Raw genomic sequence first — 26,936 nt, 5'->3', positions numbered from 1 at the left:
TTAATTACATAATTTATATTTATACATTAGTTTTAATTTTTTATTTAGTCCTGAATACTGTATATTGTGAATTTTTAATATATATTCTAGTAATTTTATATCAGTGTATATAGTTATTTTTTTTTTTGCTCTAGTAATAGCAGTATAGAACAGTTCTTTTGATAATACTGAACAATAGTAGTTCGGAATAACGATTTGTACAGATGAATATTCTGAACCTTGTGATTTGTGAATGGTAATAGCCCACGCAGACTCGTAATTTAATAATATTTTCGGATTAATAACTTTAACTGTTTGATCTGAAAGCATAAAAAATACTTTATATTTATTTTTTATCAATAAACAAATTCCAATATCTCCATTCATTAATCTTAATAAGTTATTATTTTTGTTAATTAAAATTGGTTTTCCGTGATAAAATTTTTTTTTATTTTCATTTTTAGTATTTTTTTTAAAATATACCGTTTGATTTTTGATAAACCATTTATTGAGATATTTATTTATTTTTTTTGTTCCAAACATTCCCTCTTTGACCGCACATAAAACTTGATATTTATTAAATTTTTTAATAATTTTTATAGGATCATTATTTGTGTCAATAAAATTTTTGTAAATAATAAAATATTTTTTTATTTCTACTAACATATATAAATAATTTTTGTGTGTATGTAATGATTTCCATATTATATCTGGATATAATATTCGATAAAATTGCGATATATTAATATGTAAATTATTCTCTAATCTAGTTGCAAGAGTATTAATTCCTGAATTTTTATTGAATCTATATTTTTTTTTTAAGATAGAAACATGATTATAAATTATTTTTTCATATTTTTTTTTTATTATTTTAGTAAGTATCTTACTAAACATATTTTTTAAAACAGATCCTGTATCTATAGCTGGAAGTTGATTGATATCGCCTATGAAAATAATTTTTGTTTTTTTATTTACATTATCTATAATTATATTCATAAGATTTAAATCTAGCATAGAACATTCATCTATGACGAGAACATCTAAATTTTTATATTTATTTTTAAGATTACATTGATTTGTTTCTTTGTTGATTTTAAATAAATTATGTAATGTAATTCCTATTCGAGGAAATGATAATCTATTTTTTTTACTTATATTAGTGCGATTTAAAATATAATAAATTGATTGAGTTAATTTAGTAGCTGCTTTACCTGTAGGGGCTGATAGCTGAATATTTATTTTATTATTGGTATTTTTTATTAAAATTAGAATATAGTACGCTACTATACTAGTTTTTCCTGTTCCCGGACCTCCAATTATAAAAAATATATGGCTTAATAAAGCATTTTTGATAGTATTTTTTTGACTATTATCAATTTTTTTATAACAATATTTTTTGATTAATTGTTTGTATTTTTCTATCTTAGAAATATTATATTTTAAATTTTTATGATAAATAAATTCAATTATTTTATTTTCCATATACCAATATTTGTATATATAAATGTATTTTCTATCTAATACTAAAGGAGTTTTTTGTGTTCCGTTACTACATAAAAAATTATTAATTATTATATTAAACCAGTTTTTATTTTCTAGAGAAATTAATTGAAATAATTTGTAAAAAATTTTATTTTCTTTAATTAAATGATCTATTTTTATAAATTTTTTAATTGGTATACAACTATGACCTTTATTTGCCGAATAACTTAGAAATATAAATACTAATGCTATTTCAGGTGCAACATTAAAAAATTTTTCATTAAAACAACAATAAAAATCTATATATGAAATTTTATTTTTTATTTTTGCATTATTTATAATTTTAAAAAATTTTTTTTTATTTTTTGGTGTCATAGAATTTCCCGTTTAATAGATTATTTAAATGATATATTAAATAATATGATGGTTTTATAAAAAAAATACCAGCATTATTTTTTGTATTAAGCGCTCTTATAAATAAGTAAAAAACTCCTCCAAAATGTATTTTATAATCATAATTTTTTATTTTTTTTTTGAGATAACGATGTATAGCTAAGGTATATATTTGATATTGTATATCATAGCGATATTTAATTATTTCTTTTTTAATATTCTTATGATTATAAGAACAATAATCAGGTCCTAACCAATTTGATTTATAATCAATAATATAATATTTATTGTTCCATACATAAAATAAATCAATAATTCCGGTTAGTACACCGGAAACATTTTCAAAATTAATATTTCGACATTTTTTTGAAAATAAATCAAAATTCTTAATAATTAAATTGAATTTATTAATATCAATATATTTTTTTATTGGAATAGTAAATTTAACTTCTTTTTGATATTCATTTTTTTTAATTTTATTTAAAGATAAATTTTTTTTATTTAATGGTTTAGATAAAATATTATGTATCCATATATTAAGTGTATTTTCCCATACTGAAGATAATGACAAGAAATTTAATTTATGAATTATTTTTTTTAAATTATCAGTATTTTCAAATTTTATTGTTTTTAAGATATCATGTAGATATATTCCGTATTCTTTTCCTCTAGGAAAAATATGAGGATTTATATTAGATAATTCATTTTTTTTGTCTGGATATATCAATATATCTTGTTTTATTTTTTTTTTGGTATTATATTTTTTATTAAATATGTTATATGCTGTGATTTTAGAAAAATTAATTTTAATCCAGGGATGTATAATTTTTTTTAGTAATTTTGGTATTAATACTGTTTTTGTTTGTATATCTTTTTTTATATATATATTTTTTTTTTTATTATTTTCATATTGTATTTTAAAAATTTTAGTACCGTCGATACTAGATAATTCTTTCTTTAAATCATTAAAACTAATTTTTTTTCCTTTTTGTATTAAAAAACCAAGACTACTTTTATGGTAATCAGTATCAAGATTATGATTCATGTTAATATTTTTTTTTTTTTGAATGACCGCAATACCAATATTACAGTGTATAATACTTCTTGTTAACGCTACATATAACAAACGTAAGTCTTCTGATAATAATTCTTTTTGATGTATCAATAAATTTTTTTTGCTATCTGTTAAATCAATTATTCTTTTTAATTTTGTTTTACAAAAAAAAATATTATTTTTTGATATTTGAAAATTACTAAAAAACGGAATCCAAGTTATTGGATATTCTAATCCCTTTGCTTTATATATAGTAACTATTTTAATAATATTTTTTTTTGGTAGATATGTATCGATAATTTTATTATCATCGATATTATCTTGTAATATTTTTTTTTTAAACCACATAATTAATAAAAATTTATTTTTAATAATTTGATTTTTTTTTTCTAATATTTCACATATATTGGCGAGATTGGTGATATTGATATTATTTTTTTGTGACGATATATTATGTGTAGGAATATTAAAGTCAACTATTATTTTATAAATCATGTTTGATATATCACTAGAATTCCATATAATATGATATTTTTTTAATTTTTTAAATAAAGAAGTATATACTTCTTCTGGATTATTTAGGAGTAGAATATTAAAAATATTTTTTTTAAATATTTTAGTAAATAATAATTTTTGTAATTTTGATTTATTAGATAAATCAACTATTGCATCAAGAATCCACATAATATCTCTTGCTTCTGTAGTATGAAAAATATTATTTTTATAAGATGTATAAATAGATAGAAGTCCATTTTTTTTAAGTGCTTTTTTAATGATTTGAGCTTCATATTTATTTTTTACTAAAATCGTTATATCTTCGTGCTTAATACGCCTTATTTGATAATTTTTGAGTTTTATAAGAGATACGTTAGTAGATTTTTCTGATAACCAACTATATATTGAATTAGCACATTTTTTTGCAATCCAGTGATAATATTCATTAGTTGTCATTATTTTTTTATGTTGAAATACCAGATTGAATGCTGGTTGTTTAATATTATTAATACTAAAGTATGGTTGATTTTTTTTGTCATATATTGCTGAAGATTGAAAATTAATTTTTTTAAATATAAATGGTTTTTTTAATCGAGAAAATAATATATTTATGCCAGAAATAATATTATTGGAAGAACGAAAATTTTTTTTTAAAATAAATTTTTTTTTTACTTGTTTTTGAAATTTTAAATATGACAATATATTTGATCCTCGAAAACTATATATAGATTGTTTTGGGTCTCCAAATAAAATTAACGATTTATTAGGTACTTTATTATATAAAGTATAAAAAATATTGAATTGTATGTCATCGATATCTTGACATTCATCAATTATTGAAATAGTGTATTGATTAATGATATTTTCTTTTATTATTGAATTTTTTGATTTAATTTGTTTTAATAAAATTTTATTTAAGTCATTGAATTCTAATCCATTTTTTTCATCTTTTTTTTTTTGAATAATTTTTGGAATTTGTTGTGTAGCTTGATAGATAAAATATTTATAAAATAAATCATAATTTTTAAAAATTTTTTCAATATTTTTTAAAAAAATATATTTATTACTATATTCAAGTAATTTATTGTGATTAATCGTATTAAATTTAAAATATTTTAATATTTTAGGAATATAATAATAATTATTATTTTTTTCAGACCAACGTTCTATTTTAATAAACCATCTTTTTAGATTATTTTTATTATATATTTTTTTGTTCAAATTTATTTTATAAATTAAATTTTTTATTTTATTTTTTTTTTTATGCCATATTTTTTTTGTGTTATTAACAATTTTTACAATATTATTATAGATAACATTTAAACTTGTTTTTTTTTTAAAATTATGCTTATAAGTAATATTTGCTTGATTAATCCATAAATGTATATTTTTGAATAATTGATTGGGAGTGGGCCATTTTTTTAAAATAAGTGTTGTTATATTTTTATCTATATCATATACATGGTTTCTCCAAAAATCTTTTGTAGCTTCTAATTGTATTTTTTTTATACTGGATAGTATTTTTGAAGGCATTATTTTTTGACATAAGAATTTTTGTTCATTTAAAATATGAAAAAAAAAACCATGTAATGTACATATCATAATTGAATTGATATTTTGTTTAGCGATTTTTAATAATTGGATAGTTTTTTTAATATTTTTTATATCCTTGATAATATCCTGTAATTCATTTATTTTATTACTTTTGTTAATACATATATTATAAAGTTGACAAATTTTGTTGTATAATTTGTTTTTTAATTCATTTTTTGATGCTTCAGTAAATGTAACGATTAATATTTCGGAAATTGATAGTGGTCTCGAATATGTTTTTTTTATACCAATATTTAATATTAATCTTAAATATAAAATAATAATAGTAAATGTTTTTCCTGTTCCTGCTGATGCTTCCACTAAAGTAATACCAGGTTCTGGTATTTTTTTTATATCAAAATCTATACATTTCATATCATATCTCGTTAATAAAATTATTTATGTGGATATAAAAATATCATTTTAAATGATTTTTTTAATATTAGAGTTTTTTAAAATTGGTAATAGCCAATATGTACAGGTATTACATATTTTTTTCATTTTTATAATATTCATATACGGAATTATTTTTTGTATATACATATTTTTTTTTTCACCTTGGTAAAATGAATTACCGTGCCATTTTTTTAAAAAATTTTTTCTGGCAGTAATATTGCTATTATCATCTTTTTTTAAGATATTGAATTTTTTTAGATATATTGATTGCAACCAAATAATTCCAGATTTTAATATTAAAATAGGTTTTTTAATTCCATCTAAATATCCTTGAATATATTGTTGTAAATATTCTGTTGCTTGTTTTTTTTCAAGAGGATAAAATTCTATAATTTCATCGTTAATTCCTAATAATATACTTTTTTTATGAGATTGTAATGTACAATAAATAATATGTTCGATCCATGCTGATATGATGACTCTATAATTAATTTTATTTGTAGACCATCGAAGTAAACCGAATGTATTGATTTCTTTTATTTGACCTGATAGTAAATATTTTTTAGTTCTTAATGTTATATCTAATTTTTTAGGTGAATTTTTGATTTCATGAATTTTATTAGCTAATTTTTGTATTTTTTTTTCTTCTATATTCCATAGAACTTTTCCTAAATATCCATAAGGTATTTTATTTTGTAATTTAAATTTATTAAATAATAAATTAGTTTTTTTTTTAAGAATTTTATATTTTAATAATTTTTTATTAATGTAGTATTTATCAAGTAGATTTATATTAAATAATTCATCTTCATTTATTTGTTTGATATCTGTAGAAAAGTTACTTGTATGTAATCTTTTTTTAAAAAAATATTGAATTGGATTTTTCCAGAAATTTATTAATTTCTTTATTAAAAGATCTTTTTTAATAATTCTATAAATTTTTTTTTTTATTTTTTTTTTATTTGATGAGAATTTTTCTATATAGTTATGTATAAAGTATGAATTATATGATTCATAATCATATTTAAAATAAATGTTATTTATTAAATTAATATTTTTTTTGGCTACTTGATTAGTTTTAATATAAAAATTTTTTTTTATATAATAGATTATATCTATAATATATTGTGATGCATAGTTAGTTTTTTGTTCTGTATTTATATGCGTGTAACTACAAAAAAAATATTTTTGAGACGCCATAATTGTTTCGAAAAATATATTTAAATCATATTGATATATATTTGGATTGATCAAATTAAATATATCTTTTTTTTTTATTTTAGGAATATTATCTTGAGTACATCCCAAGACGCAAATCATTTTAAACGGAATTATTCTTATATTATTCAATTGAACAATATTAATACTACCCGACATAAAAGAATCATTTTTAAATAATGAAAAATTATATTTAAAAAATTTTTTAATTAAAATTGAAATAGATATTTTTTTTGTATATCGCATTTTTATTCCATCTGATATAATTACTTTCCATATATTTTCTAGTGTAAAAAAAAATTTTTTATATTTTATTGGAATATCAAAGAAATCATTAATTATTTGTGAAATAATATTTAACCAATTTTTTAGTAATTTTTTATGTAATATTTTTTTTCTGAATTTATTTAAAGTAATTATTAAATTAATAAAATTTCCTAGTAATATATTACTATTCCTACACGATACATTATAAGTAGAGGTATTATTCCAAATTGAATATTTTTTATTTAACCAATATCCGGAAGTAATTCGATCAATTGCATAATTCCATGAATATGTATGAATATTCGGAATAGACATTTTTTTAAATTGTTTTTTATCGAATCCAAACAGAATCTTTAAGTCAGATACAAATTTATAAATAGTTTTAATATCACTAGATTTAATAAAAAATTTTTTTCTTAAAAATTTTGTATTTAAAAGAGATAAAACCCATGAACATTGAAAACGATTATCTTTAATTTTAAATAATTTTTCAATAGTTAATATAATATCTTTTTTAATAGTATTTTTTTTAGTATTATTAAAAATAAGATGATTATTTTGTAGTAAAGGATTAAATATTCTATTAATATACAAAAGATATGGAGTTATATCAGTTGCTGTAATTAATATATCATTTAATTTTAATTTTGGATTTATATTTAGGATGTTAGTTATATGTTTATATAATACTCTTATTTCTTGTAAATATGAACAGCATCTATGAATAGAAAAAGAATTATCTTGCGTGTATGGTATAAATTGTAAATTTTTGTTTTCTAATGAGTTTTTAAATAAATCATTTTGTAAAACATATAAAATTTTTTTTATATTTTTTTGTTTATAAAAAAATTTTTTTTTATAAGATATTTTTTTTTTATTTTTTAATTGTTTAATAAAAATTTTTTTTTTTTATTGAATGAAAGAATAGGATCTATATTTGTTTGTTTATTGAATTGATATTGATATAAATATATTGAAGTAATATTTTTAACGGCATATAAAATAATTTGAATTAATGGATTTATAGGATTTTGAGAATATATAAATATCCTGGTAGGGATTAATTTTAAAAAATAGGATTTTTTTTTATTTTGGTAAATATTATTAATTATTTCTGTTAGATTTTTTTGTTTTAAAATTTTTATTTTTTTTATTATTAAGTTCCATAATTTTTTTTGCCATATCTGTGTTGTTGATAAACAATTATTGTTTTCTTTTTTTTCCCATTGTAATATTAAGTTAGGTTGAAAAAAAATATATTTAATAAAAATAGTAGCCATTTGAGAACAAAATTCTTCATTTTTATATAAAATTCCAGATTTTTTTAGAAACAAAGAATCGTGATTATTGTTAATTATTGACATTAAAATCCATTTAAGATGTTCTTTTTTAAAAATACTGTAAAATATTTCCTTTTGTTTATAATTTATTTTTTCTATTAAATGAATAAAAAATGTTGAGATTAAAAAATATTTTTTATTTATACAAATACCTTCAATTTTAGAAATATTAATTTCTAACCAGTTTTTAATGTGTATATCATTAATTAAAATTATTTCATTTGTTAAAATATTTTTATTAGATATCATTTTTTTACACATTTTTTTAAGAAGAAAATTTATTTGATTTGATTTATATATTTTTAACATTTTATTTTAATTAATACTTAATAGTATGTTAAGGCGTAGAATATTAAAATTCTACGCCATTATTTTAATTATGTGTTATTTTTTCTTTCTTTCTATTTTTTTTTTATTTATTTTTAATATTTTATGTATTTTTTTATATAAATAAATGTCCATTTTAGAGCATGGTATAGTAATATTATGTTGATCTAATGCTTTTTTAAATTTTAACATTAAATCTGAATATACTGCATTTAATTCTGTTGTATGACACCAGCATTTTACAACAAATTTTAATGAAGATGGAGAAAATTCATTTAATCCGACAAAATTACCTGGATGTTTTAAAACACGTTCTTCTTTATCAAGAACTGTTTGTAATACTGAAATTACTAAATCTACATCTGAATCATATGTAACATTGATAATAAATTGATTTCTTCGTATTGGTTCGCGGGAATAATTAATAATATTACCAGCAACAATTTTTCCGTTTGGAATTACTATAATTTTACCATCTAATGTTTTTAATGTAGTGTAGAAGATATGAACATTGAGTACTGTTCCAGCGGCATTACCTAAATTGACATATTCACTTGTTCGGAGTGGTCGTAATAATATTAATAGTACACCTGCTGCAAAATTTGATAACGATCCCTGTAATGCTAATCCAATTGCCATTCCTGCTGCTCCAATAATGGCAATAATGGAATTTGTTTGTACTCCAATTTGACCTAGTGCTATTATACCGGTAAAAATAATAACGATATAACGTGCTAAAGCAGACAAAAATCCAGAAATAGTATTATCTACATTGTGTATAGAGAATAATTTTTGAGTTCCATTTGCAAAAAATTGACTAATAAAAAAACCTACAGTAATTACTATAATTGAAAAAGATAAATTTATTAGATAAGATAAGAATGTTTGTTTATTCAATAAAAAACAAAAACCAACATTATTTATACAATCTACCATATGTAATGCTTCTATTATATGGAGTATAGCAAAAATTTTTTTGCGCATTTTTTATTTTTTACAGATTTTTGAAAATAAATATTTTTATTTTTTATAAATCATAAAAATTAATTTATAAATTAAATTAATTTAATTGCATGGAATAGTATTTTCTATTAATAAATTTTTTATGATAGATAAAAATCTATATTTATTTTAAATGATAAAAATAATATATGGATATTATCACGATTATATTCTTTATTATAAAATAATACGTATATTACATTTTATAATGTATTACAAGAATTTAAGGTTTCAAACATTTTTTTTAAGTATTCAATTGAATTTTTTTGTGCTTGTCTTAACCAGACTCGAGGATCATAATATTTTTTATTTGGTTTATCCGACCCCTGATCGTTCCCTAGTTGACTATGTAAATATTGTTTGTTTTTTAAATAAAAATTTAATACTCCTGACCAATAGTTCCACTGCATATCAGTATCAATATTGAATTTAACGACTCCATATTTAATAGATTTTTTAATATCATTTATATCAGTTCCTGACCCTCCATGAAAAACGAAATTTAATGGATTTTTTGGTAATTTTTCTACATTACTGATATATTTTTGTGCTCTTTTTAAAATGGAAGGTTTAAGCAATACTTGTCCGGGTTGATATACACCATGTACATTACCAAATGCTGCAGCAATAAAAAAATTATTACTAATTTTATTGAATTTTTTAAATGTATAAAAAATATCTTGAGTATCAGTATATAAAAGTTTTTTGTTTATGTTTGTATTATTAATTCCGTCTTCTTCTCCTCCAGTACAACCTAATTCCATTTCTAACATCATATTTAATTTAGTTATTTTTATTAAATATTGTGATGATATATTAATATTTTTCTTAATATTTTCTTTGGATAAATCTAGCATATGAGATGAAAATAGAGGACGTTTATTACGTTTAAAAAATTTTTTACCTTCAATAATTAATCCGTCAATCCATGCAATATGGTCGAGTTCACAATGATCTGTATGTAATATTACAGGAATATTATAGTATTTAGATATCATATGAACGTGCTGTGCTCCTGATATAGCTCCTGCTATTGCATGGATATGATTGTTTTTTAATCCTAATCCACTTATAAACTGAGCTCCTCCATATGAAAATTGAATAATAATAGGAGATTTCATTTGCGAAGCAGATTCTAATACACAATTGATTGAATCAGTACTAATACAGTTAATTGCAGGTATAGCGAATTTATATTTTTTAGCTAATGAAAATAAAATTTTTGTTTCTTCAGCGTTCAATACTCCTGGTTTAATAAAATTTAAAATTTTGCATGTCATTTTGTTATTCCGTTTTTAATGTATATTGTTAGTATTTTTATGAATTAAAGATAAATTATATAATTTATTAGTTTTTTAATTTTTCTAGAATCGGTAATGTTTTGTTTTCTATAAACTCTAAAAATGCTCCTCCACCCGTAGAAATATAAGAAATATTATTATATAGGTTAAATAAATTAATTACAGCTATAGTATCTCCTCCTCCTGCAACGGAATAAGCTGCACAATATGCAATTGATTTAGCAATTTCTTCAGTTCCTCTTCTAAAATTTGGAAATTCAAAAACACCCATAGGTCCATTCCATAATATTGTATTAGCTTGTTTAATGATTGATTTATAATTTTTAATAGTCTCATTACCGATATCTAATATTTCTTCATGAGGTAATATATTTGAAACTGGTTTTATGGTTGCAGTAGCATTGATTGAATAAGATGTACTAACACGAGAATCAACCGGTAAAATTATTTTATTTGTATCAAATAAGATTTTTGCTTTATTTTTAAAATTTTTTTCATGTAAGGATTTACCTACAGAATGGAAGATAGAAATAAATGTATTAGCGATACCTCCACCTAATAACATTGTATCTGTAATTTTTAATAATGAACTTAATAATTTAATTTTTGTTGATACTTTTGCTCCACCAACGATAGTAACGATAGGATGTTTTGGTTTATTTAATATATTTTTTAGTATTTTTATTTCAGAATATAATAACGGACCGATACATGATTTTTTCACAAAGTTACATATACCATATGTTGAAGCTTCTATTCGATGAGCTGTAGCAAAAGCATCCATTATAAAAATATCACATAAATTAGCATATTTTTTAGACAATTCGATATCGTTAGTTATTTCACCGTAGTTAAATCGAACATTTTCTAGTAACACAATTTGATTAGATTCTACGTTAATTCCTTCTAAATATTTTTTATAAAAAATTATGTTAGTACCATATAATTTTTTTTTTAAATATTTAAAAACAGGTAATAAAGATAATTTTTTATCGTAGCATCCTTCTTTTGGTCTACCTAAATGAGAAGCTAATATTATTTTAGCATTTTTTTTTAATGCTAATTGTATAGTTGGAAGTGCACGGTCAATGCGTTCGCTAGAGATGATTTTTTCACCATCTAAAGGAACGTTTAAATCTAATCTAATAAATACTCGTTTATTTTCTAAATTAATATTCTTCATATGTAACATTTTATTTTCCTTCATAATTAATTTATGTAAAGTACTTTTGATGATAGAAAGTATGGTTTAAACAACTATTTAGATTTATTTATAGATAATATTTTTTAAAAAAATAAGCATTTTTATATTATAACAATAATAAATATGTATGTATTATATATAAAATATAATTTTATATATACATGATTTTGTATATAATATTATTATATTTATATAATTTAACATTATTTAATGTATAATTAATTTATTAATTTTAATAACTTATTTTTATAATGAAATATTAAATAATTTTAATTATATTTACTTTAATTCTATTAAAATATATAATAGAATTAATTATATGTATAAAATATATATATACATATGCAACATATTATGTTCAATATTTTTATTATCCGTACTCTAATATAGAGAATTATAACGATGAAAATGTTAGTAGGATTTATTGGTTGGAGAGGAATGGTAGGTTCCGTTTTATTAGATCGTTTACGAAAAAATAATGATTTTTTAAATTTTCGTTCAGTATTTTTTACTACATCACAAATGTATGGTACACCTCCGAATGTATCTAATCGCGTATCTTCACGATTAGAAGATGCGTATAATCTTGAATATTTAAGTACGTTAGATATCATTGTATCATGTCAAGGAGAAAAATATACTATACAAATTTATTCGAAATTAAAAGATATTGGATGGAAAGGTTATTGGATCGATGCGTCTTCGTATTTGAGAATGAATAAAAAATCAATTATTGTATTAGATCCAATTAATTTTAACGATATTAAACTAGGTATAGAAAAGGGAATTAAGACTTTTGTTGGAGGTAATTGTACTGTTAGTTTAATGTTGATGGCTTTGGGTGGATTATTTTCTAACAACTTGATTGATTGGATCTCTGTATCTACCTATCAATCTGTTTCTGGTAGTGGCTCTCAAAGTATGCTCGAGTTATTAGAACAAATAGGTTATGTATATAAAAATATCTCTACATATTTATCGTCAAATGCATCTATTTTAGAAATAGAAAAAATATTTACTTCATCATTAAATAATATTAATTACTCTAGTACAAAATTAAAAGGGCCGTTATTAGGAAATTTAATCCCATGGATTGATGTATCTATGCAAAATGGTCAAACCAAAGAAGAATGGAAAGGTATGGCGGAAACAAATAAAATATTAAATACCAAACAAAATATTTTTATTGATGGAGTATGCGTTAGAGTTCCATCTTTAAGATGCCATAGTCAATCATTTACAATAAAATTATGTCACGATATTTCTATTAAAGAGATTAAATCGTTAATTTCGTCTCATAATTCTTGGGTAAAAGTTGTAGATAATACTTTTAATGATACGATGCATGAATTAAATCCATTACAAGTTACTGGCACATTAAATATTCCTATTGGTCGTATTAAAAAATTAAACATTGGAAAAAAATATTTATCTGCTTTTTCTGTAGGGGATCAATTATTATGGGGAGCAGCTGAACCGTTACGTCGTATTTTAAATATTTTAATCAATCAATAAGTTTTATTGATAATGATTCTGTGATATTTTTGTTTTAATTTCAATTAAATATGTATACGGAATAGTTTCGAATGAATTAGATAATAATTTATGCTCCATAAACCTACAAAATAGAATAATATCTTTATTGCTAAATTTGTCATCTGTTAATAAAAGAATTTTTTGTCCTTTTTGTAATTTTCTTGCAGTTTTTCGTAATACCATAATTACTTCCGGACATCGTAGTCCTAATAAATTTAACGTATATGTCATAACATATATCTCATAAATATTTTTTGATTGAAAATATAATTTCTATTATATATATGATAATAATAAAAATTTATTAATTTAAAATAACTGATAATGTTTTTAAATGCATCCAAATAATATCTATTTGGTTATTTTGTATGCATAATTCAATTTTTTTTAATAATTTTAATATTAAAATTATTATTTTTATATTATTTCGTCTTATTAATGAATGCAATGATAATTGCATTATTTTTTTTTTATATACTATACTATTTATATAGTTGTTCTGGATAAATATCTTTTTTTTATAATATAAAATAATATATATTAATGTTTTATAGGAATTTACTAATTTAGTAAAATCATATTTTTGTGTTTTTAATTGTAATAATATTTTGAGTGTTTTTTGTTTATCATTAAGTATGATTGATTGAATCCAATCATAATAGTTGAACATTTTAATGGATTTAAAGTATTTACGTAACATATCGTATGTAATAATAGTATTTGGATATAATAATATTATATTTTCTATTAAATTTGTAAATACATTAAAACTTACTCGACTTATATCAAATAAAAAATTTTTTGCAGACGGAGTAACATTAAGATTATTAATTTTAATTTTACGATTAATCCAATAATGTATATTTTTTATATATGATAATGAATTATTTATTATAATTCCAATATTTTTTATATAATTGTATAAAAAATTATGATTTAATGCATTTTTCTTAAGATTCGGAAAGTAAAAAATTTTTATAATTTTTTTATTAGAAAAATATTTTAATTTATTTAAATAACTTTGTAAATCTTTGGATATTATAGTATCATATACAGTTATATTAAACAATTGTCTATCAGAAAACAAATTTTGTTGTTTTAATAAATTAAAAAAATTATTCCAATCATCGTTATTATTTATTGTAATATTTTTTTTTTTATTTTTTTTTTTTTTAAAATAGTCAAAAATAATTTTTCTATTTTCTTTGATAAAAATATATTTAGATTCTAATATTATATATGTAAATACTTTATTTTGATGTATATATTTTTTTAAATGCATAGTATCTATAATCATATAATTATTTTTACTGCTTTATAAAACAAAATTAATAATTTTATTAGGTATGTAAATTATTTTTTTTATATTTTTTTTATGAAAATATTTTTTCATATTTTGTATATTATTAACTAAGTTAATAACTTCTTTTTTTGGTAAATTATTTTTAATTTTGACAATATTTCTTTTTTTTCCGTTTATCTGGATTACAATGATAGAAGTATTTTTGATAATTAAATGTTTATTAATTGACGGCCATTTTTCAGTATCAATACAATATTTGTCTCCGCGTATTTTTTTCCATAATATAAAACATATATGTGGTGTAAATGGATACATCATTTTTATGATACATTCCAAAGATTTTTTTAGGTTATTTTTGTTTATTTGGTTCTTATTGTATGTGTTTTCAATATAATTAAAAAATTTTATTATATGGGCAATGGCGGTATTATATGAATTAGTATTTTGTATATCGTTAGTAACGTTAATAATAGTATTATTTAATTTATATTGGATACGATCTTGATCGTACAATACATATTTAGATTTATTGTTAATATTTTTTATGTTATTTTTATATATAAAATTCCACATTTTATTTAAAAATCTATGCATACCAATAATGCTGCGAGAGTCCCAGTTTAATGACTTGTGAATTGGAGCCGCGAACATTAAAAACAATCTTAGGGTATCAGCGCCATATTGATTAATAATATAATGAGGGTCAATGCCGTTATTTTTTGATTTCGACATTTTTATTTTACCGGCGTATATGATTTTATCAGAACAATTTTTTTTATAAACTTGAGTAATTTTACCGTCTTTATTTCGAATAATATTTAATTTAGATGGCGATAACCATTTTTTATTTCCATTTTTACGCCGAATGTAAAAGGAATCTATTACTACCATACCTTGACAGATTAATTTTTTAACTGGTTCTGCTGAATCAACATATCCAAAATCACGTAATAATTTATGATAAAATCTGAAATATATTAAATGCATTACAGCATGTTCGATTCCTCCGATGTACTGATCGACAGGTAACCAATATTTAGTAGATTTACTATCTAAGATGTCAGTATTTAAATGCGGATTGGTGTATCGTGCATAGTACCAAGAAGACTCCATAAAAGTATCAAATGTGTCACTTTCTCTGATTACTTTATTGCCGTTTATTTTCGTATGCATCCATTTAGTATATAATTTTAATGATTTAATACATTTATTTTTATGTATATATTGCGGTAATATAATAGGTAATTCTTTTTCTGGAACCGGTAAGATATTGTCTTTATCATTAATAACCATAGGAATAGGAGCCCCCCAATATCTTTGGCGAGAAATACACCAATCCTTTATTTTATAACATATATATAATTTAGCTATTTTTTTTTTAATAAGTATTTTGATAATTTTTTGACGTACTTTTTTTACAGTAAAATTATTTAATTGCACTGAATTTATTAAATTTATATTTTTTTTTATATTTTGATTGGTTTTTTTAGAAAATATTGCTTTGATTGGAATATCATATAATTTAGCGAACGAATAATCTATTTTGTTGTGATTGGGTACGGCCATAATGGCACCGGTAGCATAATCGTGTCGAACATAATTTGTTATCCATAATGGTATCTTAGTTTTAGTGATAGGATGTAATACAAATAAATTTGTATTAATACCAAATAAATTATTGCTATTTTTAAAATCAGTACTTAATATATCAATATTGTTTTTTAAAAATTGATTAATTTTATCATTTTTTTTAAGTAAATTATAAATTAATGGATGATGCATTGAAATAGCAAAAAATGTTATATCCATTATAGTTTCAGGTTTAGTAGTATATATATCTAAAAAATAATTATTATTATGTATAATACATTTTATTTTAATTCCTTTTGATTTTCCTATCCAATTTTTTTGCATAGAAATTACTTCTTTCGGCCAATTATTTAATAATTTTAGATCGTTTAGTAATTCTTCTACATAAGCAGTAATTTTAATAAACCACTGTGATATTTTTTTAAATGTAACATTAGACCCGCATCTCCAGCATTTACCGTCTTGAGCTTGTTCGTTAGCCAGAACAGTGTTATCAGTACTACACCAATTTACTATAGTTTTTTTTTTATAAACAAGATTTTTTTTAAATAATTTTATAAAAAATAATTGTTCCCAACGATAATATTCAGGTTGACATGTTGTAATTTCTCTGTTCCAATCATAACTAAATCCAAGTGATTGTAATTGTTTTTTCATAATGGATATATTTTTTAATGTCCATTCATGAGGCGAAATATTTTTTTTTATTGCTGTTTCTTCAGCCGGTAATCCGAAAGCATCCCAACCAATTGGCTGCAATACATTTTTACCTAACATTCGTTGATAACGTGAAATTACATCACTAATAGTATAATTACGAACGTGCCCCATATGTAATTTACCTGACGGATAGGGTATCATAGGTAAGCAGTAGAATTTTTGTTTTGTTTCATCTTCAATTACAGAAAATGTTTTATTTTTTATCCAATATTTTTGAACGATTGATTCTATTTTTTTTGGATTATAGCTAGTATCTTCCATATTTTTCCTGTTAATAAACATAACAATATTTTTTTTTAAAAAAAATATTGTTATGTTTTATAAATTAATTTATACATTAATATTAAAATAGAATATTTGATATATATTATAATAATTTATTTGACAAATTTCAATATTCATTTTTAAATTATATTTATTAGACTATACGGATTATTAAATCCTAATCTAATCATTATTTTTTTTTCAATTTTTTGCATTTTATGTCTAGATTTTCTAGTGTTATGCGTATAATGTAATAAATGTAATGCAGAATGAATTACCATGTGTGCCCAATGTTCTAGTTTTGATTTTTTTAAAAATAAAGCTTCTTGGTTAATATATTTTGCACATAGGATAATATCTCCGATATAATTATAAAATTTATGTTTTATCTCTATATTTTCGGTAGACGGAAAAGATAATACATTTGTAGGTATATTTTTCTTTCGATATTTTTTATTTAAATATTTTATTTCTTTTATACTTACTATTCTAATCGTGATTTCTACTTTATTTTTATAAAATAATTTTTTTAACCATAAAAAAAAATATTTTTTGTTTGGTAAAAAATAATTTTTTTTACACATAATTTGTACGTATATTTTCATAGTTTATTAATTAATTTATATATATTTGTATAAATAAATTTTATTTATATTTTTTATTATGATTTTTTTTAATTGATTTCTCCTTTTAAGTATGTATAATAATTTATCTTTGTTATTTTTAATGATACAAATTGTCCAATGAGTTCAGGTTTTCCTTTAAAACAAATAATTCTATTGTTTTCTGTTCTTCCGTATAAATTTTTAATATTATTTTTCATTTGTCCTTCAACTAATACCGATTGAATTGTACCGAGCATTCTTCTTCTCCATTGTAAAGATTGTTGAATGATTTTTTTTTGTAAAATTGCTAATCGATTTTTTTTCTCTTCTATTGGAGTATTATCTATTAATTTAGCAGCTCTTGTACCTGGTCTTTTAGAATAAATAAAACTATAACTAGTATCAAAATTAATTTTTGAAATAAAATCTAGAGTTTTTTGGAAGTCGTGATTAGTTTCTCCTGGAAAACCCACAATAAAGTCAGAGCTAATGCTCATTGTAGGACGAATAAATTTTAATTTGTTGACTATATCTTCATAATATTCTGTTGAATAACCTCTTTTCATTAATTTTAAAACTTTATTGGAACCACTCTGTACAGGAAGATGTAAAAAATTTGTTAATTGTGGAATATATTTATAGGCCTCTATGAGATCATTGTTAAATTCTTTTGGATGGCTAGTAATATATCTGATTCGATCAATTTTTGGGATTTCTGATATGGAATATAATAAATCCGAAAAATTATATTTTTTTTTATTAATAAAATCGTATGTATGATACGCATTTACAGTTTGTCCTAGTAGTATTACTTCTCGGACACCTATTCGAGTAAGCTGTTTAATTTCTGATAATATATTTTTTTGATTTCTGCTAACTTCTCGCCCCCTTGTATAAGGTACAATACAAAAAGAACAATATTTGTTACATCCTTCTATGATTGTAACAAATGAAGTAAATTTTTTATTAAGTGTATTATTAATTGAATAATTAAATTTTTTTAATGATTTTGTTTTTATATCAATTATTAAGTTTTTATTTTTATAGGCTTTTTTTATCAATTCAGGTAAATTATGCAAGGTTTGAGGCCCAAAAATAATATTAATGAATTTCGCTCGTTTATAAATTTTTTTTCCTTCTTGAGCAGCTACACATCCTCCAATTGCTATTAAAATATTAGAATTTTGTTGTTTTAATTTTTTCCAACGACCTAATTGATGAAATAATTTTTCTTGAGCTTTTTCTCTAATCGAACATGTATTTAAAATTAAAATATCAGATAGTTCTGGTGTTTCTGTAATAATGTAATTTTTTGTTTTTATTAATATATTAGCGATAATGGAAGAGTCGTGGTCATTCATTTGACATCCCCATGTTTTTATATATATTTTTTTTTTAATTATATTTGTATTCATAAGTAAGATAGATATTTAATTAAATAATTATTATTAATATATTTTAATCGTACTTTTAATTATAATATATAATGAATTATTAATATATAAATATTTCACTTTGACGGATTATTTAAATCTTCCTTATAAAGATGTTTCTAATGATAACATTTCTTGTATTGTCTGACGTCGTCTAATAAGTTTAAATTTTTTTTTCTTATATAATATTTCAGGAATAAAAGGTCTACTATTATAATTGGATGACATAGAGGATCCGTAAGCGCCAGTATTATGGATTATAATATAGTCTCCAGGACTAACTTTAGGCAGATTTCTAGGTAATATAATCCCTGTGTCTTTGACAGTAAATACATCTCCTGATTCGCATAGCGGTCCAGCAATAACACTTCTAATTATAGGAATATTATGTATATTTTTAATATTTTTATATAATACAGTTATTTGATGGTAACTACCATATAAAGCAGGTCTGATTAAATCATTAAATCCAGCATTGATTAGAACAAAAGTATTTTTTTTTATAGTTTTTACAGCGTATATTTTAGCAATTAATATTCCAGATTGACCTACTAAAAATCGACCTGGTTCAATTTCTAATTGAATAGGACATTTCAAAATAGAAGAAATTATTTTCTTTGTATTATTCCATTTATTAAAATAATCAGAGATATTGGCTTCTTTTTCTTCTTGGGAATAAGGAATTTTTAATCCACCTCCTGCTGATATGAATTGTATTTTTGTATTTAATTGAATAGCATTTTTTTTCATAGAATCACAAACTTGATATAAGTTTTTTATATTTACTCCAGATCCAATATGTATGTGTAATCCAATAAGATTTAATTTATATTTTTGAATAATTGATAATGCCTGTTTAGGATTCCATATACCATGTTTACTATGATCGCCTCCAGTATTAGTTTTAATATGATGTCCATTACCGAATTTTGGATTAATTCTGATCCAAACAGCGTGTCCTGGAGACTTTTTTCCTAATTGTTTAAGCATGTCGATTGATCCAGCATTGACTGGAATTTTTTTTTTAATTACTTCTTTTAATACTTTTTTTTCTAAAATATCTGATGTAAACACTATATTATTATTATTAGGTTCAAACCCTGCTATCATAGCTCGCTTTATTTCTCCCAATGAAACAGCATCAATTTTAACATTATAATGTTTCATTAATTTTAATATATGTATATTAGAACAGGATTTTTGTGCAAAACGAATAATATCAAATTTTTTTAATTTTTTAATTTGTTTAATGATAACATCAGAGTTATAAACCCATAAAGGAGTTTTATATTTTTTAATTAATTTTAGAATATTATTTCTTTTTAACATTTTTTTTTGTATATTTGGTATATCACACATAGTATTTTCCGTAAATATTATTTTTAATATGTTTTTATAAATATTGATTATTGATATATATGATTAATATTAAAGTGTTTTTTTTAATTAATTTTTAATAATTTAAATATATTTTTTGAATATTAATAATATTTTTTTATTTATAAAATTTAATAACTTGAATTAATTTTATTATATTTTTTTAATATAGGAAAGAGTATAACATCTTTAATACTTTTTTGATTTGTTAAAATCATAATTAATCTATCAATACCTATTCCTAATCCGGATGTTGGCGGTAATCCGTGTTCTAAAGCAGTAATATAATCTTCATCATAGTAAAAATTTTTTGAAATATTTGTATATTTTTTTTGAGCTAATTGTAATTTAAATCTTCTTTTTTGTTCTTCAGGATCATTTAGTTCAGAAAAACCATTAGCTATTTCGTAACCTGCTATAAAAAATTCAAATCTTTCTGTTAGTTTATTATTCTTTTTATTTGTTTTAGCTAAAGGAGATATTTCAACAGGATATTCAGTAATAAATGTAGGATTAATAATTTTTTTTTCTATTTTTTTTTCAAATATTAAATAAATAATTTCTCCAAGAGAAGTACAGAGATCAGTATTTAAATGGAGTTTTTTTGCTATTTTTTGAGCGTTTTTAATGTTTTTTAAATCATTTAGTTGAATTTTTTTATTAAATTTTAATATTGATTCAATCATAGTCATTTTTTTGATTGGTTTTTTAAAACTCAATAAATATTTATTATATTGAAAATGATATGAATTAAAAATTTTTTTTACTATAAAAATACATAGATCTTCTAAAAAAGACATCATATCATGATAATTGCTATAAGACTGATAAATTTCCATCATAGTAAATTCAGGATTGTGTTGAGTGGATAAACCTTCGTTTCTAAAATTTCGATTTATTTCAAAAATTTTATTAAATCCTCCGATAATTAATCTTTTTAGATATAGTTCAGGAGCAACTCTTAAATATAATGTTTCTGCTAAAGAATTATGATAGGTAGTAAATGGTTTTGCATTAGCGCCACCGGGAATTGGATGCATCATAGGTGTTTCAACTTCTAAAAAATCTTTTTTTTTCATAAAATCACGAATATAATAGATAATTTTTGATCTTTTTTTAAAAATTTTTACAGAATTAGTATTTGCAATTAAATCTAGATATCTTTTTCTATATTTTATTTCTGTATTTTTTAGACCTTGATATTTATCGGGTAATGACCGTAAAGATTTAGTTAGTAGGTATATTTTTGTGCAGTAAATAGATAATTCTAATGTATTAGTTTTAAAAATAGTTCCTTTAACTCCAATTAAATCTCCTAAATCTAATTCTATGATGTAATCATAGTAATAATTTTTTGAAAATAAATCACTTTTTATGTATATTTGTATTTCATAATTATTATTTTTTATTACTAAAAAAGTTGCTTTTCCTAAAATTCTTTTTTTTATAATTCTTCCAGCGATTTTTATGATACAACATAATTTATGTAGATCATTTTTAGTGTGATTTTTATATGTGTTCAGTATTTTTTTAATAGTTCTTGTTTCATGAAATTTATTAGGAAAATTAAAGCCTAATTTACGTAAATTTAATAGTTTATTTTTTCTCGTATTTACTGTATTTTTTTGTTTTATATATGGAGTATTTTTTGGCATTTGTTATTTTTATAATCCCATTTTTAAGCTTGTTTCAATAAATTGATTTAAATCGCCATTTAAAACATGATAAATATCATTTCTTTCTAGTTTAGTTCTACTATCTTTTATTCTAGAATCATCTAATATATATGAACGGATTTGATTACCCCAACAAATATCCAGTTTATTTTTATTAATATTTTTTTTTTCTATATTTTTTTTATTTATTTCTATTTTATACAATTTTGCTTTTAATTGTTTAATAGCTGTGCTTTTATTTTTATGTTGAGAACGATTATTTTGGCATTGTGTTACGATACCTGTAGGTATGTGTGTAATACGTACAGCAGATTCTGTTCGATTTACATGCTGACCTCCAGCACCTGATGCTCTATAGACATCAATTCTTAAGTTTTTTGGTTCAATATTTATATTGATATCATTGTTTAATTCTGGATACACAAATACTGAACTAAATGATGTATGTCGTCTATTATTTGCATTGAATGGACTTTTACGTACTAATCGATGTATTCCTGTTTCTGTTCGTAACCATCCAAATGCAAAATTACCTTTAATTTTTAATGTAATAGATTTTATCCCTCCTATTTCTCCTATTGATTTTGTTATAATATTTGTTTTAAATTTTTTATTATGTGCATATTTTAAATACATATTAAATAATATTTTTGTCCAATCTTGTGATTCTATTCCTCCTGAACCGGACTGTATGTCTATATAACAATTATTTTTATCGTATTTATTATTAAACATAGTATAAATTTCTAATTTACGTAACTTTTTTATTAATTTATAATACTGAATATTTATTTCTTTCAATATTTCCATATCTTGTTCGATACTGAATATATCGATCCAATATTCAATATCATGTAGTTTATCTATTAATTCTTTTATTTTATCTATTTCTAAAGATAAAATATTTTTTTTTTTATATAGCGCTGATATTAATTTAGAATTATTATTAAATGTTAAATTTTTTATTTTTAAATTAATAGATTGAATTTTTCTATTATTATTGGAATAATTAATATTTTTTTTTAATATAATAATTTTATTATTTAATTTTTTGATTTTTTGATTTAATACTAGCAAATCTAATATTTTTTTCATTTTTATAGTTATTTTTATAGTTATTATTAACAATATTATTGTATTTAATATATATTTTTATAATATAATTATATTTTTTATAAACATCAATGATTTTATGATAATAAATAATTATTCAATATATAATGTTTTATATTTATAAAAAGGTATATATAATTTTATGAACAGTAATATTGTAAATTATCCTATAATTTATTTAAGTAAAAATTTATCTAATAATATGTTTATGGAATTAGATAATTGGTCTGTAATAAGTGTAACTGGAGTAGATAAAAAAGAATATTTAAATAATCATTTTACAATAGATATAAATTTAATTAATAAATATGAATATAAAGTAGGCGCTCATTGCAATATTAATGGAAAAGTATGGACTACTTTTTTAATTTTTAAATATAAAAATTGTTATTTATATCTCGTACCATCGTCAGTATATAAAAAACATATTTTTGAATTAAAAAAATATTCTTTATTTTCACAAATAGATATTTTTAAAGAAAAAAATTTTAAAATATTTGGAGCATCTGGTTCTAGAAGTCTATTTTTAATAAAAAAATTCTTTTCTATTAATTTTAATGAAAATCAATCATTAATTATTATTAATAAAATAATTATTTTAAAAATTGATAAACCTATTAATAGATTTTTAATTGTTATAGATAAAAGTGAATTAATTAATTTTTTAAAATTTATGAATCAATATTTTGTATATACTGATAAAATGCAGTGGTTAGAATTAGATATCGAATCGTGTTTTCCTATTATTGAAAAAAATATATCAGGTAAATTTATATTACAGACGTTAAGTTTAAAAAAATGGAACGCTATTGATTTTAATAAAGGTTGTTATTATGGTCAAGAAATGTTATGTAAATATGAAAATAAAAAAATAAATAAATTTATTATTTGTGCTTTAATAGGTAAAAATTGTTCAAATAATCCTATAATATTTGAATTTATTGAATATTTTAATAAAAAATTAGATGAAAAATATAATGCAGGAATAGTATTATCTTGGGTATTTATATTTGATAAGACAGTATTATTACAGGTTCGTATGAAAAAAATATTTTTAAAAAATAAAAATATTTTTTCTTTATCTTCTAACCCGGGTATTACTTTTAAAATATTTAACTATTAGTAAATTTTAAAAATTAAGTTTTATTGGAATAATAAAATATTATGCACATATCATAGATATACATAAAACAGACTTAGTTAAACTATACGAATACTTTACATAGTGGTGATTATATCTGTATATAGGTAATAGATATTATTTAAGAAATAATGATTTAGTAAAATTTAGAATAAAAGTCTATAAAAAAGAATCTTTTTTTTTAAGATCAAGATTCTTTTTTATAGTTATAACAATAATAATTGTTATAAAAATGTATTTTTTATATAAAAATAAAATTAATTTTTAAATTTTTTTCTATCACTTTCTTTTAAATATATTTTTCGTAATCGTATAGCATTCGGAGTGACCTCAATTAATTCATCATCATTAACAAAATTAAGAGCATACTCTAAAGTGATCTTAATTGGTGTAACTAGGTTTATAGCTTCATCAGTTCCGGAAGCACGCATATTAGTTAGTTTTTTTCCAATTAAACAATTAACAGTAAGATCATTAGATCGGTTGTGTATGCCTATTATTTGACCCTCATATACTTTTTCACCGGGTCCTATAAACATCTTGCCGCGATTTTGTAAGTTATGAATTGAAAAAGATACAGCAGTTCCAGTTTTTTTTGAGATTAGTACTCCGTTTTTTCTTTGTCCGAATTGATTTTTTTGGACTGCGTCATAATGACTGATAGATGAAAAGAAAGTACCACCACCGGAAGTGATATTCATAAATTCAGATCTAAATCCAATAAGAGATCTACTAGATAAAATACATTCAATTTGAATTCTATTATATTCATTTGTTATAATACTTTGTATTTCACCTCTTAATTCTCCTAATTTTTGTATTAATTGTCCTTGATGTTTTTTTTCAATATCTAATAATACTATTTCAAAAGGTTCAGTTAAAATATTATTTTTTTTTTTAAAAATTACTTTAGGTCTTGACACTTCTAATTCAAAATTTTCTCTTCGCAGTTGTTCTAATAAAATAGATAAATGTAATTCTCCTCTTCCTGAAACAGAAAAAATATTTGAGTTTTTAGTTTCTTGCACGTTTAATGAAATATTTCGAATAGTTTCTTTTTTTAATCTTTCTAAAATGTGACGAGAAGTTATATATTTCCCTTCCGTACCACAAAACGGCGATTGATTTACGCAAAATAACATATTTACTGTCGGTTTATCTATTTTTAAATTAGGTAATGGACATAAAAATTCAGGATCACAGATAGTATCTGATATTTGGATATTATTTAATCCCGTAATGGCAACAATATCACCAGAAAATGCTATTTTTATATTTTTTTGCTTTAATCCATAAAATTTAAGTATATTATTTATTTTACCAGTATAAACTTTTTTATTATTCCTTAAAACTGAAACAATTTGATTGATTTTTAGTGTTCCTTGTTGTATTTTTCCAATTCCAATCATTCCAAAATAATTATTAAAATCTAATTGTGATAGTTGCATTTGAAAAAAATTTTTTGAAGATGTTTTTGGCGCTGGGGTATATTTTATAATAGCATCTAACAATGGAATCATATTGTTATGTATTTTATCGGGATGATCTCCAGAATGACCTAACAAAGCTGATGTATATATTACCGGAAAATCTAATTGTTCATCATTAGCTGATAAATCAATAAACAAATCAAATATTTGATTAATAACCCAATCTGGTCGAATAGTTGGTCTATCCATTTTATTAATTATAATAATTGGTTTTATGTTATATAAAAATGACTTTTTAGTAACATATCGTGTTTGAGGCATCGGACCTTCAAATGCATCAACTACTAATAAGACAGAATCTACCATTGATAATACTCTTTCTACTTCTCCTCCAAAATCTGCATGACCCGGAGTATCGATAATATTAATATGATAATTTTTCCATTTTATAGATGTGTGTTTTGATAGTATGGTAATACCTCTTTCTTTTTCTAATTCATTAGAGTCCATAATTCTATCTATTTTTTCTTCATGTTGTTGGAATGTACCGGATTGTTGTAATAATTGATCCAATAATGTTGTTTTTCCATGATCAACATGAGCAATAATAGCAATATTTCTGATCATTTTTTTCATGTAAATACCAATTTTTATTTTTAAGAATTATATGTAATATGTATTACATTTTTTATTAATA

General features: G+C 21.2%; 18 protein-coding genes. 2 read left to right on the top strand and 16 right to left on the bottom strand.

Annotation, left to right across the window (positions count from 1 at the left end; all coding sequences use genetic code 11):
- From recD to APCICUMA2628_RS01440, 7 genes are all read right to left on the bottom strand, one after another.
- Positions 1-1,836 (bottom strand): exodeoxyribonuclease V subunit alpha, encoded by a 1,836-nt coding sequence (recD, locus tag APCICUMA2628_RS01470; protein ID WP_154027568.1) that lies wholly within the window; start codon positions 1,834-1,836, stop codon positions 1-3.
- A complete protein-coding gene (recB, locus tag APCICUMA2628_RS01465) occupies positions 1,820-5,371 on the bottom strand; it encodes an exodeoxyribonuclease V subunit beta (RefSeq protein ID WP_154027566.1) in 3,552 nt (1,183 codons plus the stop codon). The genes recD and recB overlap by 17 nt, the downstream gene beginning before the upstream one ends.
- Before the next feature lie 48 nt (positions 5,372-5,419).
- The gene (locus APCICUMA2628_RS02120; RefSeq protein ID WP_172598578.1) at positions 5,420-7,471 is read right to left on the bottom strand and encodes an exodeoxyribonuclease V subunit gamma; all 2,052 of its coding nucleotides are present in this window, start codon (positions 7,469-7,471) and stop codon (positions 5,420-5,422) included.
- Positions 7,472-7,758: 287 nt separating this feature from the next.
- Positions 7,759-8,526: an exodeoxyribonuclease V subunit gamma gene (locus APCICUMA2628_RS02115; RefSeq protein ID WP_154027562.1), complete on the bottom strand. Its 768-nt coding sequence runs from the start codon at positions 8,524-8,526 to the stop codon at positions 7,759-7,761.
- Between the two features lie 75 nt (positions 8,527-8,601).
- Positions 8,602-9,495, bottom strand: a complete 894-nt coding sequence (mscS, locus tag APCICUMA2628_RS01450; RefSeq protein WP_172598583.1) for a small-conductance mechanosensitive channel MscS — start codon at positions 9,493-9,495, stop codon at positions 8,602-8,604.
- A gap of 254 nt (positions 9,496-9,749) precedes the next feature.
- The gene (fbaA, locus tag APCICUMA2628_RS01445; protein ID WP_154027558.1) at positions 9,750-10,826 is read right to left on the bottom strand and encodes a class II fructose-bisphosphate aldolase; all 1,077 of its coding nucleotides are present in this window, start codon (positions 10,824-10,826) and stop codon (positions 9,750-9,752) included.
- A gap of 67 nt (positions 10,827-10,893) precedes the next feature.
- On the bottom strand, positions 10,894-12,039 hold the full coding sequence (locus APCICUMA2628_RS01440; protein WP_154027557.1) for a phosphoglycerate kinase: 1,146 nt from the start codon (positions 12,037-12,039) through the stop codon (positions 10,894-10,896).
- A 414-nt stretch (positions 12,040-12,453) separates the two neighbouring features.
- Between APCICUMA2628_RS01440 and asd the strand changes: the two genes are divergently transcribed.
- Positions 12,454-13,566 (top strand): aspartate-semialdehyde dehydrogenase, encoded by a 1,113-nt coding sequence (gene asd / locus APCICUMA2628_RS01435; RefSeq protein WP_154027555.1) that lies wholly within the window; start codon positions 12,454-12,456, stop codon positions 13,564-13,566.
- A gap of 3 nt (positions 13,567-13,569) precedes the next feature.
- Here the strand turns inward: asd and tusA are convergent, their stop codons facing one another.
- From tusA to prfB, 8 genes are all read right to left on the bottom strand, one after another.
- On the bottom strand, positions 13,570-13,818 hold the full coding sequence (gene tusA / locus APCICUMA2628_RS01430; RefSeq protein WP_154027553.1) for a sulfurtransferase TusA: 249 nt from the start codon (positions 13,816-13,818) through the stop codon (positions 13,570-13,572).
- 73 nt (positions 13,819-13,891) lie between these two features.
- Positions 13,892-14,884, bottom strand: a complete 993-nt coding sequence (locus APCICUMA2628_RS01425; protein ID WP_154027551.1) for a hypothetical protein — start codon at positions 14,882-14,884, stop codon at positions 13,892-13,894.
- 18 nt (positions 14,885-14,902) lie between these two features.
- The gene (gene leuS / locus APCICUMA2628_RS01420) at positions 14,903-17,461 is read right to left on the bottom strand and encodes a leucine--tRNA ligase (protein ID WP_154027549.1); all 2,559 of its coding nucleotides are present in this window, start codon (positions 17,459-17,461) and stop codon (positions 14,903-14,905) included.
- Between the two features lie 143 nt (positions 17,462-17,604).
- Positions 17,605-18,048, bottom strand: coding sequence for an rRNA maturation RNase YbeY (gene ybeY / locus APCICUMA2628_RS01415; protein WP_172598577.1), 444 nt, complete (start codon positions 18,046-18,048; stop codon positions 17,605-17,607).
- 89 nt (positions 18,049-18,137) lie between these two features.
- On the bottom strand, positions 18,138-19,484 hold the full coding sequence (gene miaB / locus APCICUMA2628_RS01410; protein ID WP_197730073.1) for a tRNA (N6-isopentenyl adenosine(37)-C2)-methylthiotransferase MiaB: 1,347 nt from the start codon (positions 19,482-19,484) through the stop codon (positions 18,138-18,140).
- 123 nt (positions 19,485-19,607) lie between these two features.
- On the bottom strand, positions 19,608-20,861 hold the full coding sequence (gene lysA, locus APCICUMA2628_RS01405; protein WP_154027542.1) for a diaminopimelate decarboxylase: 1,254 nt from the start codon (positions 20,859-20,861) through the stop codon (positions 19,608-19,610).
- A gap of 149 nt (positions 20,862-21,010) precedes the next feature.
- Entirely contained in the window at positions 21,011-22,534 is a 1,524-nt protein-coding gene (gene lysS, locus APCICUMA2628_RS01400) for a lysine--tRNA ligase (protein ID WP_154027540.1), read from the bottom strand.
- 9 nt (positions 22,535-22,543) lie between these two features.
- Positions 22,544-23,650, bottom strand: a complete 1,107-nt coding sequence (gene prfB, locus APCICUMA2628_RS01395) for a peptide chain release factor 2 (protein WP_154027538.1) — start codon at positions 23,648-23,650, stop codon at positions 22,544-22,546.
- A gap of 160 nt (positions 23,651-23,810) precedes the next feature.
- On the opposite strand from prfB, the gene APCICUMA2628_RS01390 reads away from it, so the two are divergent.
- Positions 23,811-24,791: a hypothetical protein gene (locus tag APCICUMA2628_RS01390; protein ID WP_154027536.1), complete on the top strand. Its 981-nt coding sequence runs from the start codon at positions 23,811-23,813 to the stop codon at positions 24,789-24,791.
- Positions 24,792-25,066: 275 nt separating this feature from the next.
- Here the strand turns inward: APCICUMA2628_RS01390 and typA are convergent, their stop codons facing one another.
- The gene (gene typA, locus APCICUMA2628_RS01385; protein WP_154027534.1) at positions 25,067-26,875 is read right to left on the bottom strand and encodes a translational GTPase TypA; all 1,809 of its coding nucleotides are present in this window, start codon (positions 26,873-26,875) and stop codon (positions 25,067-25,069) included.
- Between the last annotated feature and the right edge of the window lie 61 nt (positions 26,876-26,936).

It is taken from the genome of Buchnera aphidicola (Cinara cuneomaculata), assembly GCF_900698865.1.
GTDB lineage: Bacteria > Pseudomonadota > Gammaproteobacteria > Enterobacterales > Enterobacteriaceae > Buchnera_F > Buchnera_F aphidicola_AA.
Note: the sequence above shows the minus strand (reverse complement) of the source record. Positions and strands in the feature narration are given on the sequence as shown.